Source organism: Modestobacter sp. L9-4, assembly GCF_019112525.1.
GTDB lineage: Bacteria > Actinomycetota > Actinomycetes > Mycobacteriales > Geodermatophilaceae > Modestobacter.
The window spans coordinates 2558293-2575737 of the sequence record NZ_CP077800.1; the positions used below are offsets into that span (position 1 = coordinate 2558293).

The 17445-nt window shown below is 73.9% G+C and carries 11 protein-coding genes and 1 pseudogene; 4 read left to right on the plus strand and 8 right to left on the minus strand.

Going from position 1 to position 17445, the window contains the following annotated elements; translation table 11 throughout:
- Positions 1-8: 8 nt before the first annotated feature.
- The 6 genes from KUM42_RS12050 to KUM42_RS12075 form a co-directional block, all read right to left on the minus strand.
- Positions 9-2159: a phage holin family protein gene (locus KUM42_RS12050; protein ID WP_237492579.1), complete on the minus strand. Its 2151-nt coding sequence runs from the start codon at positions 2157-2159 to the stop codon at positions 9-11.
- Entirely contained in the window at positions 2156-2785 is a 630-nt protein-coding gene (locus KUM42_RS12055) for a DedA family protein (RefSeq protein ID WP_237492581.1), read from the minus strand. Before KUM42_RS12055 ends, KUM42_RS12050 begins: the two co-directional genes overlap by 4 nt.
- Complete coding sequence (locus tag KUM42_RS12060) at positions 2782-3609, minus strand: MBL fold metallo-hydrolase (RefSeq protein WP_237492583.1); 828 nt, start codon at positions 3607-3609, stop codon at positions 2782-2784. Before KUM42_RS12060 ends, KUM42_RS12055 begins: the two co-directional genes overlap by 4 nt.
- A gap of 34 nt (positions 3610-3643) precedes the next feature.
- Positions 3644-6259 carry a diguanylate cyclase domain-containing protein gene (locus KUM42_RS12065; RefSeq protein ID WP_237492585.1) on the minus strand — a complete coding sequence of 872 codons (2616 nt, stop codon included), beginning with the start codon at positions 6257-6259 and terminating at the stop codon, positions 3644-3646.
- On the minus strand, positions 6256-8922 hold the full coding sequence (locus KUM42_RS12070) for a bifunctional diguanylate cyclase/phosphodiesterase (RefSeq protein ID WP_237492586.1): 2667 nt from the start codon (positions 8920-8922) through the stop codon (positions 6256-6258). Before KUM42_RS12070 ends, KUM42_RS12065 begins: the two co-directional genes overlap by 4 nt.
- A 74-nt stretch (positions 8923-8996) precedes the next feature.
- Positions 8997-9242: a hypothetical protein gene (locus KUM42_RS12075; protein ID WP_237492587.1), complete on the minus strand. Its 246-nt coding sequence runs from the start codon at positions 9240-9242 to the stop codon at positions 8997-8999.
- 206 nt (positions 9243-9448) lie between these two features.
- On the opposite strand from KUM42_RS12075, the pseudogene fdh reads away from it, so the two are divergent.
- From fdh to KUM42_RS12100, 4 genes and pseudogenes are all read left to right on the plus strand, one after another.
- Positions 9449-12742 (plus strand): annotated as a pseudogene (gene fdh / locus KUM42_RS12085) (formate dehydrogenase).
- Between the two features lie 37 nt (positions 12743-12779).
- A complete protein-coding gene (locus KUM42_RS12090; protein ID WP_237492591.1) occupies positions 12780-13868 on the plus strand; it encodes a 4Fe-4S dicluster domain-containing protein in 1089 nt (362 codons plus the stop codon).
- A complete protein-coding gene (nrfD, locus tag KUM42_RS12095) occupies positions 13868-15079 on the plus strand; it encodes an NrfD/PsrC family molybdoenzyme membrane anchor subunit (protein ID WP_237492593.1) in 1212 nt (403 codons plus the stop codon). The genes KUM42_RS12090 and nrfD overlap by 1 nt, the downstream gene beginning before the upstream one ends.
- Before the next feature lie 79 nt (positions 15080-15158).
- Positions 15159-16160, plus strand: coding sequence for a D-alanine--D-alanine ligase (locus tag KUM42_RS12100; RefSeq protein WP_237492595.1), 1002 nt, complete (start codon positions 15159-15161; stop codon positions 16158-16160).
- A gap of 180 nt (positions 16161-16340) precedes the next feature.
- Here KUM42_RS12100 and KUM42_RS12105 read toward each other — a convergent pair whose 3' ends face one another.
- Entirely contained in the window at positions 16341-16709 is a 369-nt protein-coding gene (locus tag KUM42_RS12105) for a hypothetical protein (RefSeq protein WP_237492597.1), read from the minus strand.
- A 178-nt stretch (positions 16710-16887) separates the two neighbouring features.
- Positions 16888-17391, minus strand: a complete 504-nt coding sequence (locus KUM42_RS12110; RefSeq protein ID WP_237492599.1) for a diguanylate cyclase domain-containing protein — start codon at positions 17389-17391, stop codon at positions 16888-16890.
- Between the last annotated feature and the right edge of the window lie 54 nt (positions 17392-17445).

Consider the following 17445-nt stretch of genomic DNA (forward strand, 5'->3'; position numbering starts at 1 on the left):
GGCCCGGGTCAGGCCCGGGCACCCGCCGGGACGTCGTCCACGGTGTCGGCCGGTGCCGGGTCGGCGGCCGGCTCGGGGTGGCCGAGGTCGGTGAGCCAGCCGCGCAGCACGCGGTGCAGGTGCTCGGCACCGACGACCTCGCCGGGGTCCGCCCACGCCTTGGGCGCGAGCAGGAAGCCGTGCTGCTGCGGCCCGCCGAGCGCACCGTGCGACCCGACGTGCGGCTCGAAGGGGGACGCCTCGTCGGTGACCGGGTCGTAGGCGCTGTTGACCACGATGTCGGGGCAGTGCGCGAACCCCGAGCCGCGGGCCACCAGGGCGGCCGCGTGCGGTCCGTAGGGTGCCAGCGGGTCGGTGCCGATGACCACGCCGGTGCGCAGCCGGTGCAGCCCCTCGCGGCCGAGCACCACCGGACCGAACTCCTCGGAGTGCACGAGCATGAAGCCGATGCCGGCGTGGTCGACCAGGCTGGGGAGCAGGTCGGGCCAGTGCCGCTCGATGGTCTCGAGCGGCACCCGGCCGGGGTGGTCGGTGAAGGACACCATCGCCATGTGGCCGGAGACGGTGACCACGACGCCGGGGGCGACCCGGGTGACCGCACCGGGCTCGCCGGGCGGGGTGGGCGCCTCGCGGGCGGCCGAGCGCTCGGCCCGGGCGCGCAGCCGGCTGGCCACCAGACCGCCGCCGGAGGCCGCCTCGGCCAGCGCGGTGGTCATCTGCCAGCCGGGCGTCGTCCGGGTGCGGGCCGGGGGCAGCAGACCGAGCAGCCGCCGGGACGGCGCCGGGGGCTCGGCCCCGGCGAGGCGGCCGACGAGCTCCTCGACGGTCTCGCCGAACCGGTCGGCGAACGACGCGCCCTGGGTCTGGCCGTGGTCGGACAGGCAGACCAGGTGGTAGGGCCGCGGCGCGAGCTGGCTGGCCCGCCACAGCCGGCCGATCTGCTGGTCGATGCGCCGCAGCACCTCCAGCGCGTCGAACCGCTCGATGCCGGAGTGGTGGGCGACCTCGTCGTAGCCGACGAAGTCCGCGTAGACGACCGGCCGCCCGGCCAGCACGTCCTCGACGATCGCGTTGACCACGACGTCGCGGGTGAGCACGGTGGTCGCCGGGCGGGCCAGCGGGTAGAGGCCGCCGCGCCGGATCCGCGGCCGGACGTCGGCGCGCCGCTGGGCCGCGGCGGCGGACAGCTCGCGGAGCACGTCCACGGCGTAGACGCCCAGGGTGCGCAGCACGTTGACCGGGTTGGCGAAGTAGCCGTAGTAGCCGGCGCCGATCCGGTCGCGGCGGCGGCGCTCCCGGCGCGAGCCGCGGCCCACGACGGCCAGCGAGCTCATGGTCAGCGACACGTGCGCGGCGTCGCCGGTGAACAGGTTGCCGCGGCCGGCGCCGTCGGGGGCGAGCAGCCCGCGCCCGTCGGAGTGCCGGCGCTCGATCTCGGCGGCGTCGCCGGGGGAGGAGACCGTGACGACCCGGTCGTGCTCCTTCTCGTACCAGCGGAACCCCAGGACGTCGTCGTTGGAGCCCTGCAGGATGCCGCACTGGCTGGCCCCGGTCTGCGAGCTCCAGTCGGTGTGCCAGGCGCGGAGCTCGTGGCTGCCCGAGCGCAGCCAGGCGGCCAGCGTGGGCATCGAGCCGTCGCGGACGGCGCGGCGGGCGACCCCGTGGCCGAGCCCGTCGATCTGCAGGAACACCACGCCCGGCGGGCACTCCGCGGCCTCGGGGGTGCCGCTGCCGCGGCGGCGGGTGCGGCGGAAGAAGACCTCGTCCTCGTTGACCGCCAGCACGCTGCTGATGACTCCGGCGGTGCCCGCCATGGCCAGCGCCACGACGAGCGCGGTGCTGAAGCTGCGCACCTCCACCCCGGGGATGGCGTTGAGCACGGCCAGCACGCCGCCGCCGGACAGCAGGAAGCTGCCCAGCCCGAAGGTGAACACCGCGACCGGCAGCGCGATCCGCATGACCAGCGGCCAGACCAGCGCGGCGAGCAGGCCCAGCACCAGCGCGGCGACCGGCGGCTGCCACCACGAGTCCATGGCGAACCCGGACAGCCAGGCGTCCAGGGCGACGAGCACGCCGGTGACGGTGGCCCACACCAGCAGCAGCCGGGCCAGCGTGCGGCCGCCGCGCAGCACCCGCCCCGGGTGGCTCGGCGTGCTCACGTCGTCCGGGAGCCGGTCGAGGAGGAGTCGGGGTGCCGGTGCCGCCGGCGGCGGGCGGCGACCAGGTTGAGCACCACGCCGACCAGCAGCACGAGCACGGTGGCGATGAGGGTGGCCACCAGCGGGGAGTCGAACACCCCGCCGCTGACCACGCCGAGCAGCGCGTAGGCCACCGCCCACAGCAGCGCCGCGGCCAGCGACGCCGGCAGCAGCCGCCGCCACGGGTAGGCCAGCGCACCGGCGGCGACCAGCACCGGGATGCGGCCGGCGGGCAGCAGCCGGCCGACGACGACGATCTGCCAGCCGTGCCGGCGGAACTGCTCGCGCACCTCGTCGATGCGGTCGGCGTGCTGCCCGCGGGACACCCAGCGCACCGCCGAGGGGCCGCCGAACCGGCAGACGGTGAACGTGACGACGTCCCCGACGAAGGCGCCCAGGGTCGACAGCAGCACGACCACCGGCAGCGAGAGCTGCCCGCCGCTGACGGCCACCGCGGCGGCCGCGCCGACGACGGCGCCGGTGGGCACGACCGGGACGACCGAGCCCAGCAGCACCCCGCCGAAGACCAGCGGGTAGCCCAGCGAGCTGCCGTCGGTCCAGCTGACGGCCAGGACGTCGACCGTCACGACCCGCCCTCGACCGGCGCGGGCAGCACGACGGGGGAGCCGGGCGCGGTGAGCGCGACCTGGGTGGGGGCACCGCCGGCGGCGGCGAGGGCCGCGACGTCGGTGGCGAAGCGGCGCGGCGGGTCGACGAGCAGGTCGCGCATCCGCGTCCGCCATGGGCTGGGCAGCGAGCACAGCCCGGCGATCGCGTACGTGCCCCAGTGCACCGGGACGGCGACCTGCGGGCGCAGCTGCTGCACCGCCGCGGCGGCCCCGGCCGGGTCGAGGTGGCCGGGGCCGAGGGAGGGGCCCCAGCCCCACACCGGCACCAGCGCCACGTCGATGCCGTCGTCGCCCAGGTCGGTCATCCCGGGGAAGGCGTCGGTGTCGCCGGCGGCGTAGACGGTGACGCCGTCGCCGCGCAGCAGGTGGCCGACGGCCGGGGCGTGCGGGCCGTGGGTGAGCCGCGGCCCCCAGCGGTGCGCGGCGTGGTCGGCGTGGGTGGCGGTGACGGTGAGGCTGCCGTCGGTGAGGCTCTCGCCCGGGCCCAGCTCCTGCACGGCGGTGAACCCGTGCCGGGTCAGCCACCGCCCGGCCCCGCGCGGGACGACGATCGGCGTGCTGCGGCCGAGCAGCCGCAGCGAGGGCAGGTGCAGGTGGTCGTTGTGCAGGTGCGAGATCAGCACCAGGTCCACGCCGGCCCAGCTGGTCGCCGGCAGCGGGGCCACCATCCGGCGCAGCGGGCCCAGGGTCGGGGTGAGCAGCGGGTCGGTGAGGACGGTGCGGCCGGCGAGCTCGGCCCGGACGGTCGAGTGGCCGAGGAAGTGCAGCGACGGCGTGCTCACCGGCCCAGTATCGGTGGTGCCCACCGCCGGGTGGTCACGCCTGGGCGTGGGCGCGCGGCACCGGCAGCGGGGTGGGCAGCGTCGTCGAGGGGTGCCGCAGCAGGGTGGCGACCTGGCCGGCGGTGAGCCCGCTGGGCAGCACGGGCCCGGTGACCGCCATCTGGCACGCGGCGCCGATGGCGGCGAGGAGCTCGGGGCTGCCGACGCCGCTGGCGAAGGTGTAGACGTCGAAGGCGGCGGCGCTGGAGGCGATGGCGGTGAGCACCCGCATCGTCCGGTCGAGGTCGCCGGGGGCGGCGAGACCGCGCACGTCCACCTGGACGGTGTCCAGGGGGAGGCGGGCCAGCTGCGACCACAGCGTGGAGCCCATGCCGAAGTCGTTGAGGCACAGGTGCACCCCGGCGGCGCGCACGGTGTGGAGCGCGGGGATGAGCCCGGCCGACGACGTCTGCAGGACCTCCTCGTCGAAGGCCAGGGCCAGCTGGCGGGGTGCCAGACCGGCCTCGGCCAGCGCCGCGGTGATCTCCCCGGCGAGCTCGTCGGCGCGCACCTGACCGGCGGGCAGGTCGAACCCCAGCGTCAGCTCGCCGTCCAGGGCGGCGACCTCGGCGCAGGCCTGGCGGAGCAGCCACTGCTGCAGCGCCCCGTTGACCCCCTGCCGCTCGGCGGCCGCCCACAGCTCGGGGGCCGGCAGCACACCGAGCACCGGGTGCACCCACACCGGGGTGCTGTGCAGCCCGTAGACCTCGCCGGTGTCGCTGGTGGTCACCACGTCGTAGCGCAGCTGCACCTCACCGGCGTCCATGGCGGCGGCGACGTCGCTGCTGGCGGTGGCCCGGGCCGACGGGTCGTCGGTGTGCACCCGCCAGCAGCCCTTGCCGGCCTGCTTCGCCTCGCCGAGCGCGGCGTCGGCCAGCCGGAAGGCGTGCTGACCGCCGCCGGGGTGCAGCTGGGCCAGCCCGACGCTGGCGCCGACGGTGAAGCTGCGGTTGCCGACCCGGTAGGGGTGGGCCAGGACGTCGACGACCCGCCCGGCCGCCTCGACGGCGTCCTCCTCGGCGCCGGCCACGAGGACGGCGAACTCGTCGCCGCCGAGGCGGGCGACCAGGTCGTCGGTGCGCAGCAGGCTCTGCAGCCGGCGGGCCACCTCGACCAGCAGCAGGTCGCCGGCCTCGTGCCCCGCGGAGTCGTTGACGGCCTTGAAGCCGTCGAGGTCGAGCACCAGCAGGCAGCGCTGCCCGGTGGCGGAGGTGACCGCGGCCATCTCCTGGAACAGCATCGCCCGGTTGGGCAGCCGGGTGAGGTGGTCGGTGAAGGCCATCCGCTCCAGCTCGCGCTCGCGGCGGCGGCGGGTGGTGACGTCGCGCAGGTGCAGCACCCGCCGGCCGCTGCCGGGGCGCTCGTGGTGGGTGACCTCGAGCTCGCGCGGCTCGCCACCGGCGTCCTGCACGCGCAGGTGCAGGGCGGGGGCGACCTCGCCGGTGCCGACGGCCAGCTCGAGGCGCACCCGGGCACGGTCCTCGACGTGCAGCAGGTCCAGCAGCGAAGGGTGCAGGTCCGAGTCGAGGACGCCCAGCAGAGTGCGGGCCGCGGGGGAGGTGAACTCCAGGCGGAGGTCGGCGTCGACGATGGCCACGCCGTCGGAGCTGGCCTCCACCAGCCCGCGGAAGTCCTCCTCGCTGCGGACCAGTTCGGCCTGCACGCGCCCGCTCTCCCGGATGCGCAGCACGATCCGCACCAGCAGCATCGTGATGACCACGGCGGTGCAGGCGATCGCGCCGTCGTGCAGCGGCATGTCGCGCACGATCGCGGTGAGCAGCGTGATCGGGACGCCGACCAGCGCGGCGACCTGCACGGCGACCCCGGCGGCGTTGACGCCCGGGGTGGCGTCGGCCGGTGAGCTGCTCGCCGCCGCGTCGACGGCGAGCCGGACGGCCCGGACGGAGACGACGAGCGCGGCGGCGACGGCAGCGTCGGCGGCCCAGGCCCAGGGGGCGGAGGGCACCACGATGTAGACCGCCTGCAGCGCCGAGCCGGCGCCGACCAGGGCGGTCATCGCGATGACCGCGGTGGCCGACCGGCGCACGGCCTTGGTGGAGACCGTGCACAGGGCGCCCACGACGCCGATCGCGACCGCCGGGTAGGCGCCGTAGCCGGCCACGAGGGGGATCAGGTCGGCGCGCACGGCGCCGGGGGACAGCGCGGGGGACAGGACCAGCACGTCGGCCACGACGACGAGGGCGAAGGCGACCATCACCCCGTCGACGACCAGCAGCGGCCAGTTGGTGCCGCGGACCCGGCCGCCGAGCAGGGCCGCGCTGACCGGCGGGCCGAACGCGCTCACCAGCACCAGCAGGTCACCGGGGCCCAGGGCGCCGATGCCGCCGCCGATGCCGAGGCCGGTGGCCAGGCTCGCCACCGTGAACACCAGCGAGCTGATGCCGAGCACCTGCCAGGGCAGCCGGTCGCGGCGGCTCATCTGCCGGGTGAGCCGGCGGCAGTGCCAGGCGGCCCAGCCGCCGACGAGGGCCAGCACCAGGTTGTCCCACTCCGGCACGGAGCCGGGTGAGCTGGACGGGCCGGTGGCGGCCAGGGCCAGCAGGGTGGCCACGAGCACCGCGGTCAGCGGGGCACGACGGAAGGGGTTCACGACGCCGTCCCGTCAGCCGGGCCGGCGGTACGGGTGGCGGTGCGCGGGCCGGGGATGCCGGGCAGCCCGGTGGCCAGCGCGTCGGCGTCCAGCGGGCGGGAGAGCAGGAAGCCCTGGATGAAGCGGTGGCCCATGTCGCGCAGCAGCTGCAGCTCGGGCTGGGTCTCGACGCCCTCGACGATCACCGCGAGCCCCAGGCTGGTGCCCAGGTGCAGCACCGAGGAGCACAGCGCGCGGCGCTGCGGGTCGGTCTCGACGTCGGCGAGGAAGGCGCGGTCCATCTTCAGCACGTCGATGGGCAGGCCCACGAGGTAGGCCAGCGACGACCAGCCGGTGCCGAAGTCGTCGACGGCGATCCGGACGCCGAGCTGGCGCAGCGTGGCCAGGTCGTCGGTGACGTGGGCGTCGTCGAGCAGCACCGACTCGGTGATCTCCAGGACCAGCCGGGCGGCGGGCAGGCCGCTGGTCTCCAGCGCCTGCAGGACGTCGGCGACCAGCTCGCCGCTGCGCACGTGCCGCGCGGAGATGTTGACCGCGACGCCGAGGTCGCGGTGCGGCCCGGCGGCGAGGGTGGACATGGCCTCGGCCAGCACCCAGCGGCTGAGCTCGGTGATCAGCGCCGACTCCTCGGCCAGCGGGATGAACTCGGCGGGGGAGACCTCGCCGTAGGTGGGGTGCCGCCAGCGCAGCAGGGCCTCAACCGACACGGTGCGGTGCAGGGCCAGGTCGACGACCGGCTGGTAGACCAGCCGCAGCTGGCCGAGCTCGAGGGCGCGGTGCAGGTCGGTGCGCAGCGACTCCTGGCGGTCCTGGGTGATGCGCAGGGCGTCGGAGTGGCGGCGCACCCGGCCGGGGCCCGCGGCGCGGGCGCTGCGCAGCGCCAGGTCGCCGCGGCGCAGCCCCTCGCCGGCATCGACGTCGGAGCCGAGGGAGGCGATGCCGGCGACCGCGGTGAGCCGCAGCGTGCCGGTGCCGGTGGCGACCGGTTCGACGGCGGCGACGAGCCGGGTGGCGACCACCTCGGCGTCGGCGATGGTGCCGTCGACCAGCACGGCGAACTCGGCCCCGCCGGCGCGGGCCAGCCAGTCGTCGCCGCGCAGGGCGCGGGTGAAGCGGGTGGTCAGCTCGCGCAGCACCGGCAGGTCGTCGACGCCGGGCAGGCCGTCGACGCCGAGCAGCACGAGTGAGGTGGCGGGCACGGCCGGGTCGCGCAGCAGGGCACCGAGCCGCGTGGTCAGCGCCGAGCGGTTGGGCAGCCCGGTGGCCGGGTCGGTGGTGGTGAAGGCGGCGAGGTCGGGCTCGGTGGGCGCCGGTGCGGTGGCGGTGACGTCGCGGCAGTAGAGCACCAGCCCGCCGACGTCGGGGTCGCTGCGCAGGTCGCGCACCTGGGCCTGGATGAGCCGCCAGCGACCGTCGGCGTGCCGGATCCGGGCGTTGCGGGTCTTGCTGTGGCCGGCCTCGGCGGACACCGCGGACAGGGCGGTGGTCACGCTCGCGGCGTCGTCGGGGTGGACGACGTCGGTCATCCGGCCGCCGACGATGAGTGCCGGGTCCAGGCCCAGCAGGTCGGTGATGGAGGGGGAGACCCAGCGGACGGTGAGCTGGTCGTCGAGGATCACGACCGGGTCGGCGCTGCTGCGCACCAGGGCGCGGAAGTAGGCCTCGCTGCGCTGCAGCTCGGTGGTCAGCTGCTGCTCGGTGCGCCAGGAGACGGCCTGGTGGGCCAGCAGGGCGCCCAGGCCGAGGATGCCCAGCGTCGTGCCGAAGACGGTCAGCCGGCCGGTCACGAGCACGCTGACCAGCAGCAGGCAGCCGCCGGCCATCGCGGTGCAGTGCGGCAGCAGGGCCCCCAGGGTGGAGCCGCCCTGGCTGTCGGCCGGGACCGGCCGGTCGTCGGGACGGTCGGCGCGGCAGGCGACGACCAGCAGGCCGAGCCCGAGGACGCTGGCCGCGCAGGCCAGGTACTGGACGGTGCCCGGGCCGTCCGCGACGGAGGAGAAGGCGCCGGCCAGTGCGGTGGCGACCTGGGCGGCGAACAGCAGCCAGCCGATCGTGCGCTGCCGCACGGAGGCGAGGGCGACGAAGACCAGGGACAGGCCGGTGCCCAGCGCGATGCTGGCCAGGAGGGCGAACAGCGCGACCGTCTGGGGGAGGGAGAGCACCCCGGACGAGCCGATCGTCAGCCGGTAGACCGTGTGCACGGTCAGCAGGTCGGCGAGCACGAACAGGGTGAGCATCGTGGCCAGCTGTGCCCGGGCCGCCCGCAGGGGCGCCCGGTCCAGCATCCGGAACACCGCGACGACGACGAGCAGCTGGCCGGGGACGCTGCCCAGCGCCGTCTGGCCCATGGGCAGCACCGCGCCCAGGGCGAGTGCCCCCAGGGTGCTCACCGCGACGGAGACGACGTACCAGCGCCAGCCCGCGGGGTGGGCGCTGGTGCGGCCGCTGCGGGTCAGCTGGACCAGGACGACCGCGACGGCCAGGAAGTTGAGCGTGACGGCCACCGGGACCGCCAGACCGCCGGGCAGCAGACCGGCCGCGAGCGTGGCGAGGGCGGCCAGGGCGGCGAGGAGCAGGTGCCGGCTGATGGCGGGGGAGGCCGTGCCGCCATGTCGAGGGGCGGTCACGGCCCGCGCCGGTGCGGCGAGGACTCCGGTGGTCACCCGTCAGTTGTCGGGACGCCCGCCGCCGTCCTGCACCCGCACGCGGGTGCCCTCACCCCAAGGAGGAGGTCAGGTCACCAGCGCAGCGGCTGGGTGGCGCGCGAGTCCGCGGTGCGGCAGGCGCGGCAGTGGCCCCAGGTGGTGATGCGGGCGGGGCTGCTGGGCTCGCCGCACTCGGGGCAGTCGACGGTGGCGCCGGGGAGGGTCTCGGCCCGGGCGGCGTGGACCGCCGGGTCGCCGGCACAGGAGCAGCCGGGGTCGGCGTCCGTGCAGCCTGCGGGGTTGATCGCGATGGTGCGCCTCCTGGTGTCTGTGATCACGGTACTGGCCCGCGCCAGCCCCTCGACCCGTTTTCTCCTGCCGACAGTCGCCGGCGACGGTGGGTGAGCGGCCGACCACGCGCGGGACGAGGCCGGTGCCGCCGGTCGTTCCGTCACCGCGCAACCGTCCGGCGGGGTGCGGACCCGACCCGCCGAGCGGTGGGGTGGACGCGCGTCGTGCGTGACCTGGTGGCAAGCTCACGAACGTGAAGACGTGGCTCGACGCGTGGCCGGTGTTCCGGCAGCTCACTGGTAACGACCCGCTCGCTCGCGGTGTGGCCGCGCGCAGCAAGGCCACCGAACAGGTGGTCAGCCGCACGGCCACCGCCGACCGGGTGGTGAAGTCGGTCTGCCCGTACTGCGCTGTCGGTTGCGCGCAGCGGGTCTTCGTCAAGGACGAGAAGATCGTCCAGATCGAGGGCGACCCCGACTCCCCGATCAGCCGCGGCCGGCTCTGCCCCAAGGGCAGCGCCAGCAAGGGCCTGGTCAACAGCCCCTCCCGCGTGACGACGGTCAAGTACCGCCGTCCCTACGCGACGGACTGGGAGGACCTGGACCTCGACACGGCGATGGAGATGATCGCCGACCGCGTGCTGGAGGCCCGCGAGAAGGGCTGGCAGACCGAGGACCACGGCAAGCGGGTCAACCGCACCATGGGCTTCGCCAGCCTCGGCGGCGCGACCCTGGACAACGAAGAGAACTACCTGATGAAGAAGCTGTACAGCGCCCTGGGCGCTGTACAGATCGAGAACCAGGCCCGCATATAGCACTCTTCGACGGTTCCCGGTCTGGGAGCCTCGTTCGGCCGTGGTGGCGCAACCAACTTCCTCGAGGACCTCGCGAACAGCGACTGCATCGTCATCGAGGGCTCGAACATGGCCGAGTGCCATCCGGTCGGGTTCCAGTGGGTGTCGGAGGCGAAGGCCCGCGGCGCCAAGATCATCCACATCGACCCGCGGTTCACGCGCACGTCGGCGATCGCCGACCTGCACGTCCCGCTGCGTCTGGGCACCGACATCGCGTTCCTCGGTGGCCTGATCAAGTACGTCCTGGACAACGAGCTGTTCTTCAAGGACTACGTCGTCGCCTACACCAACGCCGCGTCGCTGGTGGGTGAGGACTTCGTCGACACGGAGGACCTCGAGGGCCTGTTCTCCGGCTTCGACCCGGAGAAGGGCCAGTACGACGAGCGCACCTGGGCCTACGAGCCCTCCGAGGTGCCGCACGCCAGCTCCGACGACCCCGCGGGGGCCGCCGCGCAGGAGGCCGGCAAGCAGGCCGACGACGTCGAGGCCAGCGACCAGTCGCAGACCCACGGCAGCGGTGGCCCGACCATCCCGGCCAAGCCCAAGCGCGACGAGACCCTGCAGCACCCGCGCAGCGTCTTCCAGGTGCTCAAGCGGCACTTCGCCCGCTACACCCCCGAGATGGTCTCCGACGTCTGCGGCATCGAGCCCGCGGTCTTCGAGCAGGTCGCCAAGTGGGTCACCAGCAACAGCAACCGCGACCGGACGACGGCGTGGGTGTACTCGGTGGGCTGGACGCAGCACAGCGTCGGCGCGCAGTACATCCGCTCGTGCTCGATCCTGCAGCTGCTGCTGGGCAACATCGGGCGCCCCGGCGGCGGCATCATGGCCCTGCGCGGCCACGCCAGCATCCAGGGCTCGACCGACGTCCCGACGCTGTACAACCTGCTGCCGGGCTACCTGCCCATGCCGCACGCGGGGCAGCACCAGACGCTGGCCGACTACGTCGCCGACGCCGCCGGCAAGGGCGGCTTCTGGGGCAACAAGCCCGCCTACATCACCAGCATGCTCAAGTCCTGGTGGGGCGACGCGGCGACGGCGGAGAACGACTTCGCCTTCGACTACATCCCCAAGATCAACGGCGACCACAGCTCCTACCGGACGATCGCGGACATGATCGCCGGCAAGGTGCACGGTTACTTCCTGGTCGGGGAGAACCCCTCCGTCGGGCACCCCAACGGCAAGATGAACCGGTTCGGGCTGGCCAACCTCGACTGGCTGGTCGTCCGCGACCTGCAGATGATCGAGTCGGCGACCTTCTGGAAGGAAGGGCCCGAGATCGAGACCGGCGAGATGGCGCCGGAGACGATCGGCACCGAGGTCTTCTTCATGCCCGCGGCGACGCACACGGAGAAGGAGGGCACCTTCACCCAGACGCAGCGACTGCTGCAGTGGCGGGAGAAGGCCGTCGAGCCGCCGATGGACGCCCGCAGCGACCTGTGGTTCTACTTCCACCTGGGCCGCATCATCCGCGAGCGCCTGGCGTCCTCGACCGATCCGCGGGACCGGCCCGTCCAGCACCTGACCTGGGACTACCCGACCATCGGGGAGACCGCCGACCCCGACGCGACCGCCGTCCTGCGGGAGATCAACGGCACCGGCCCCGACGGGCGGGCGCTGTCGACCTACATCGACATGAAGGACGACGGGTCGACCACCGGCGGCTGCTGGATCTACACCGGCGTCTACGCCGACGAGGTCAACCAGGCCGCCCGCCGCAAGCCGGCGCGCGAGCAGGGCCAGGTCGCCTCCGAGTGGGGCTGGGCGTGGCCGCTCAACCGCCGGATGCTCTACAACCGTGCCTCCGCCGACCCGGACGGCAAGCCGTGGAGCGAGCGCAAGAAGTACGTGTGGTGGGACGAGGCCGCCGGCCGCTGGACCGGTGACGACGTCCCCGACTTCGAGGCGACCAAGCGGCCGGACTACGTGCCTCCGGAGGGCGCTCGGGCGCAGGCCGCCATCGGCGGTGCCGACCCGTTCGTCATGCAGGGCGACGGCAAGGGGTGGCTGTACGCCCCGGCCGGGCTGGTCGACGGCCCGATGCCGACGCACTACGAGCCCTCGGAGTCCGTGGCCGAGAACCACCTGTACGCCCAGCAGTCCAGCCCGACCATCGAGCGGATCGCCGGGCCGTGGAACCGGGAGAACCCCTCGCGCAGCGAGGTCTACCCCTTCCAGGTGACCACCTACCGGCTCACCGAGCACCACACCGCCGGTGGCATGAGCCGCACCCTGCCCTACCTGTCCGAGCTCCAGCCGGAGTTCTTCGTCGAGGTCTCACCCGAGCTCGCCGAGCTCCGCGGCCTGACCAACGGCGAGTTCGCCACGCTGATCAGCGCCCGGACGGCGATCGAGGCCAAGGTGCTGGTGACCGAGCGGATGCGCCCGATCAAGCTCAAGGGCGGGCAGGTCGTGCACCAGATCGGCATGCCGTACCACTGGTCCTACGCGGGTCTGTCCACCGGCGACAACGCCAACGACCTGCTCGGGATCATCCTGGACGCGAACACGCACATCCAGGAGGACAAGGTCAGCACCGCCGACATCCAGCCCGGCCGCCGGCCGCGTGGACCGGAGCTGCTGGACTACGTCGAGGCCTACCGGATGCGGGCCGGCGTGAAGTCGGGCCGGGTGGGGCTCAACGGCCGCGCCCCCGACGAGGACCCGAGCGCCATGGAGGCGTCAGGCGCATGACCACCGGTCCACTGATCACTGAGAACGGGGAACGGCGATGACCACGGTCAGCTCGGCCAGTCCCTCCCTGGAGGGGGCCGACTCCAGGAACCGGCTGTTCGGGCCGCTGCCCGACGTCACGGCCGATGCCGGGTACGAGGAGGAGCACCCCGCGCGGGTGGGCTTCTTCACCGACACCTCGGTGTGCATCGGCTGCAAGGCCTGCGAGGTGGCCTGCAAGGAGTGGAACACGCTCCCGATGGACGACTCGCACGGTGTGCTCGGCCAGATGGGCATGTCCGGCATGTCCTACGACAACACCGGGCAGCTGGGCGCCAACTCGTGGCGGCACGTGTCGTTCATCGAGCAGAGCCGCTCGGTCGACCTGCCGATGCCCACGATCGGGATGCCCGGCGCCGACCGGCACGACGACGCCCACGGCCACGGTCACGACCACGACGTCAGCGCGATCAGCCCGCAGGCCGACGGCCCGCTCTCCGCACAGACGAGCGTGCTCAACGCCGAGGCGCTGAGCGAGTTCGACCCGCAGACCTCCGTCACCGGCGGCGACGGCGGCACGCAGATCCGCTGGCTGATGTCCTCCGACGTCTGCAAGCACTGCACGCACGCCGGCTGTCTCGACGTCTGCCCGACCGGTGCGCTGTTCCGTACCGAGTTCGGCACCGTCGTGGTGCAGGGCGACATCTGCAACGGTTGCGGCTACTGCGTCTCGGCCTGCCCCTACGGCGTCATCGACGTCCGCAAGGACGACGGCCGGGCCTTCAAGTGCACGATGTGCTACGACCGCCTGACCGACGGGCTGCAGCCGGCGTGCGCCACGGCGTGCCCGACGCAGTCGATCCAGTTCGGTGACCTCGACGAGCTGCAGGCCCGGGCCGACGCCCGGCTGGCGACGCTCAAGGGCCAGGGCGTGGAGACCGCGCGGCTGTACGGCCGCGACGAGAGCGACGGCGTCGGCGGCGTGGGCGCTTTCTTCCTGCTGCTCGACGAGCCCGAGGTCTACGGCCTGCCGCCGGACCCGATCGTCACCACCCGCGACCTGCCCGCCATGTGGAAGGCCGCGGCGACGGGTGCGGCGATGATCGTCGGCGTGGTCGTGTCCTCCTTCTTCGGACGGCGGCGCTGATGACCACCCCGAGCAGCACCAGCCCGGACGACGCGCACCTCAACGGCCGGTCGCTGGACAGCGGGCCCACGGGCAACGAGCCAGCCGGTGAGGCGCCGCTGGCCGCCGCGGCCGGTGGCTGGCACCGCGCCGGTGGCCAGGACCTGACCCGGCCCAAGCGCAAGCGCCGCAAGGGCGGCGGCGGGTGGGGGAGTGGCAACCGCGAGGCGGCCATGGTCCCCGAGGCGGAGTTCACCTCCTACTACGGCCGGCAGATCGTCAAGACGCCGACGTGGAAGAACCCCGAGGTGCCGCTGTACCTGTTCCTCGGCGGTGCCGCGGGCACGTCGTCGGTGCTGGGTGCGCTGGCGGAGTTCACCGACCGGCCGACGCTGGCCCGCAACGCCGAGTACGCGGCGGCTGCGGCCGCGCTGGGCTCGGTCGTGCTGCTGATCGACGACCTGGGCCGCCCGGAGCGCTTCCTGCACATGCTGCGGGTGTTCAAGCCGACGTCGCCGCTGTCGGTGGGCTCCTACATCCTGTCGCCGTTCAGCGCGTTCACCTCCGCCGCGGCCGGCTTCCGGCTGCTGGAGCTGGCGCCGCTGCTGAAGCTGGGCACGAAGGTGCTGCCGTTCCTGCCCGCGCTGGCCCGGTTCTTCCCCGCCGCCCGCAAGGCGTCGGCGATCGGTGCGGCGGCGTTCGGCGGGCCGATGGCCACCTACACCGCGGTGCTGCTGGCCAACACGGCCGCGCCGAGCTGGCACGAGGCGCACACCGAGCTGCCCTACGTCTTCGCCGGGTCGGCGATGGCGGCCGGCGGTGGCATCACCATGGCGCTCACCCCGGTCGCGGAGGCCGGGCCCTCGCGCAAGACGGCGCTGACCGGTGTCGCCCTGGAGCTGTTCATGATCAACAAGGTCGAGAACGGCCACGGGTTGGTCAGCGAGCCGTACCACGAGGGCAAGGCCGGCACGCTGCTCCGCGCGGCCAAGAAGTCCACGATCACCGGTGCCGCGTTCGTCGCGCTGCTGGGCCGCACCCGCGTCGGGGCGATCGTCGGCGGCACGCTGCTGGCCGCGGGCTCGGTGATGACCCGCATGGGCGTCTTCGAGGCCGGCATCGCCAGCACGAAGGACCCGAAGTACATCGTCATCCCGCAGAAGGAGCGGATGGCGGCGCGAAAGGCCGGCGAGGCGGTCGCCGCGGACGAGGCCCGTTCCGTCGTCCGTTGATCGCCGTCTCCCGCTGATCCCCGACGGGCCGGACCGAGTCCGGCCCGTCGGGGGGCTGGTGAGTTGCTAGCGTCAGGGCATGGCCGTCAGCCCGCACCCAGACCTGCACGGACCGGTCGCGATCGTCGCCGGAGGGCTCTCGCACGAGCGGGCGGTGTCGCTGCTGTCCGGGGAGCGGATCCAGCGCGAGCTGCAGTCGGTGGGCGTGGACGCGCACGTGGTCGACGCCGACCAGTCGCTGCTGGCGTCGCTGCGCTCCGGTGGGTACGCCGCCGTGATCCCGACGATCCACGGTGACATCGGCGAGGACGGCACGCTGCAGACCGTGCTGGAGATGGCCGGCGTGCCGTTCACCGGCTCGGACTCCCGGGCCTGCCGGCTGGCGTGGGACAAGACGGTGGGCCGCACGCTCACCGAGCGCGCGGGGCTGTCCGCGCCCCCGTGGGTGGCGCTGACCAGCTCGTCGTTCAAGGAGCTGGGCAGCAGCGAGGTCGTGCGCTTCCTGGTGGAGGACATGAGCTGGCCGCTGGTGGTCAAGCCCAACCGGGGCGGCAGCGTGCTGGGCGTCAACGGCGTGGAGAGCGTCGACGCCCTGGTCGACGCGCTCATGCAGGCCTTCGCCTACGGCGACACGGTGCTGGTGGAGAGCTTCACCGAGGGCATGGACGTCAGCGTCGCCGTGCTGGACGTCGACGGCGCCCCGCGCGCCGGGCAGCCGGTGGGCCTGGAGTACGACCGCAAGGACCGCTTCGACTTCGTCGCCCGCTACGACCCGGCCCGCGTGCAGGTGCACGCCCCCGCCGAACTGCCCGCCGAGACCCTGGCGGCGCTGCGTACGGCGGCGGAGACGGCGCACACGGCGCTGGGCATGCGAGACCTGTCCCGGGTGGACTTCCTGGTCGCCCCGGACGGCGAGTTCGTGGTGCTGGAGGTGTCGGCCGTGCCCGGGATGACCGCCACGTCGCTGTTCCCGTTCAGCGTGCAGTCCGACGGCGGTTCGTTCAGCTCGACGCTGGTGTCCCTGCTGAAGGCCGCCGTCTCCCGCACTGCGCCGTCCGAGGCGGGAGCAACAGCGCCCTAGGGCGCCGATCGGTGGCCTGCGGTGACCGACCTGTGCCGGTCACCGCCGCAGCGCGGCGCGCCACCCCTCGTGGTCCTGAGCTGGTCGAGTGGTCAGGAAGCTCGACGATGCGAGAACCCGATCTCCCGTCGTCTGTGGGACTCAGAGCGGCCGACGGGTGATCGATCGGAGCGCGCGCGATCAGTCGGACGACGGGCGGCCGGAGTCACGGCTGAACGACTCCACGAGACGGATGCGGCCCACGATGTGCTGGTTGAAGCGATCCAGGTCATCGGCCGGGATCCAGTACTCCAGGATGGTCTGACCGCCGACCTGGTGGACGTCGTACCCGTCGAGGAAGGTGGACTCGACGTCGAACTCGGTCGGGAAGCCCGCACCGTCGTGCTGCACGTTCCAGTCGCGGGCGATACGGGTGGCGTAGTCACGGTTCAGCACCGGGTAGAAGATCGGCTGCTCCGGTAGCCGGGGCGGCCAGGCAGTCCAGCCGTTGTCCTCCAGCAGCCGCAGCTCCACGGGACCCACGGGCCGCCACAGTGTCGTCATCCGCACCGGCACAGTGTGACGCCGCAGTCTGGTCCAACGAGTGGACCTGGACGCTCGACCCGCACGGGGCGCTCAGGACCAGGGGTGTCGGCGATGTCCACACCGACCGAACACCTCTCATGAAACTGCCCCGTGCCGCCGGGACACGGCGACACGGGGCAGGTCTGGGGGGTCGTGCACCGCGTCAGCGGCGGCCACCGCTGTAGCGGATGACGCGGCCGGCACCGACGCTGCGGGCGGCGGTGAGGCAGAGGGTGGCGCGGCGGTGGACCTCGCTGGGCGAGGCGTCAGGGGCGAGCCCGGCGATGCCGACGCAGGCGGTGACGCCCTCGACGCCGGCGGCGGCGACGGTGGCGACCAGGCGGTTGGCGGCGGTCTCGGCGTCGTGGGCGGCGCCGTCGAGCAGGACGGCGAACTCGGTGGGGCCGGAGCGGGCCAGCCAGTCGGTGCCGCGCAGGTCGGCTGACAGGGCCGCGCCCACCCGGTCGAGGTGGCTCCCGGGCATCGGCCAGATGCTGTCCCGGCGGAGCAGACCGATGAGCACCAGGCTGGCGGGCGCCTCGGCACTGGTGCCTGCGCGCTCGGCGATCCGGTCGAGCAGGGTGACCCGGCTGGGCAGGAGGGTGACCGCGTCCATCGCCGGGGAGCCGGCGAGCTGGTCCGCGGGGAGGTGGGCGGTGAGCTGCATGAGGTCTTGTCGGCGCCTGCCGCAGTGGAGTTGAGCGCCGTTACCGAATCCTCA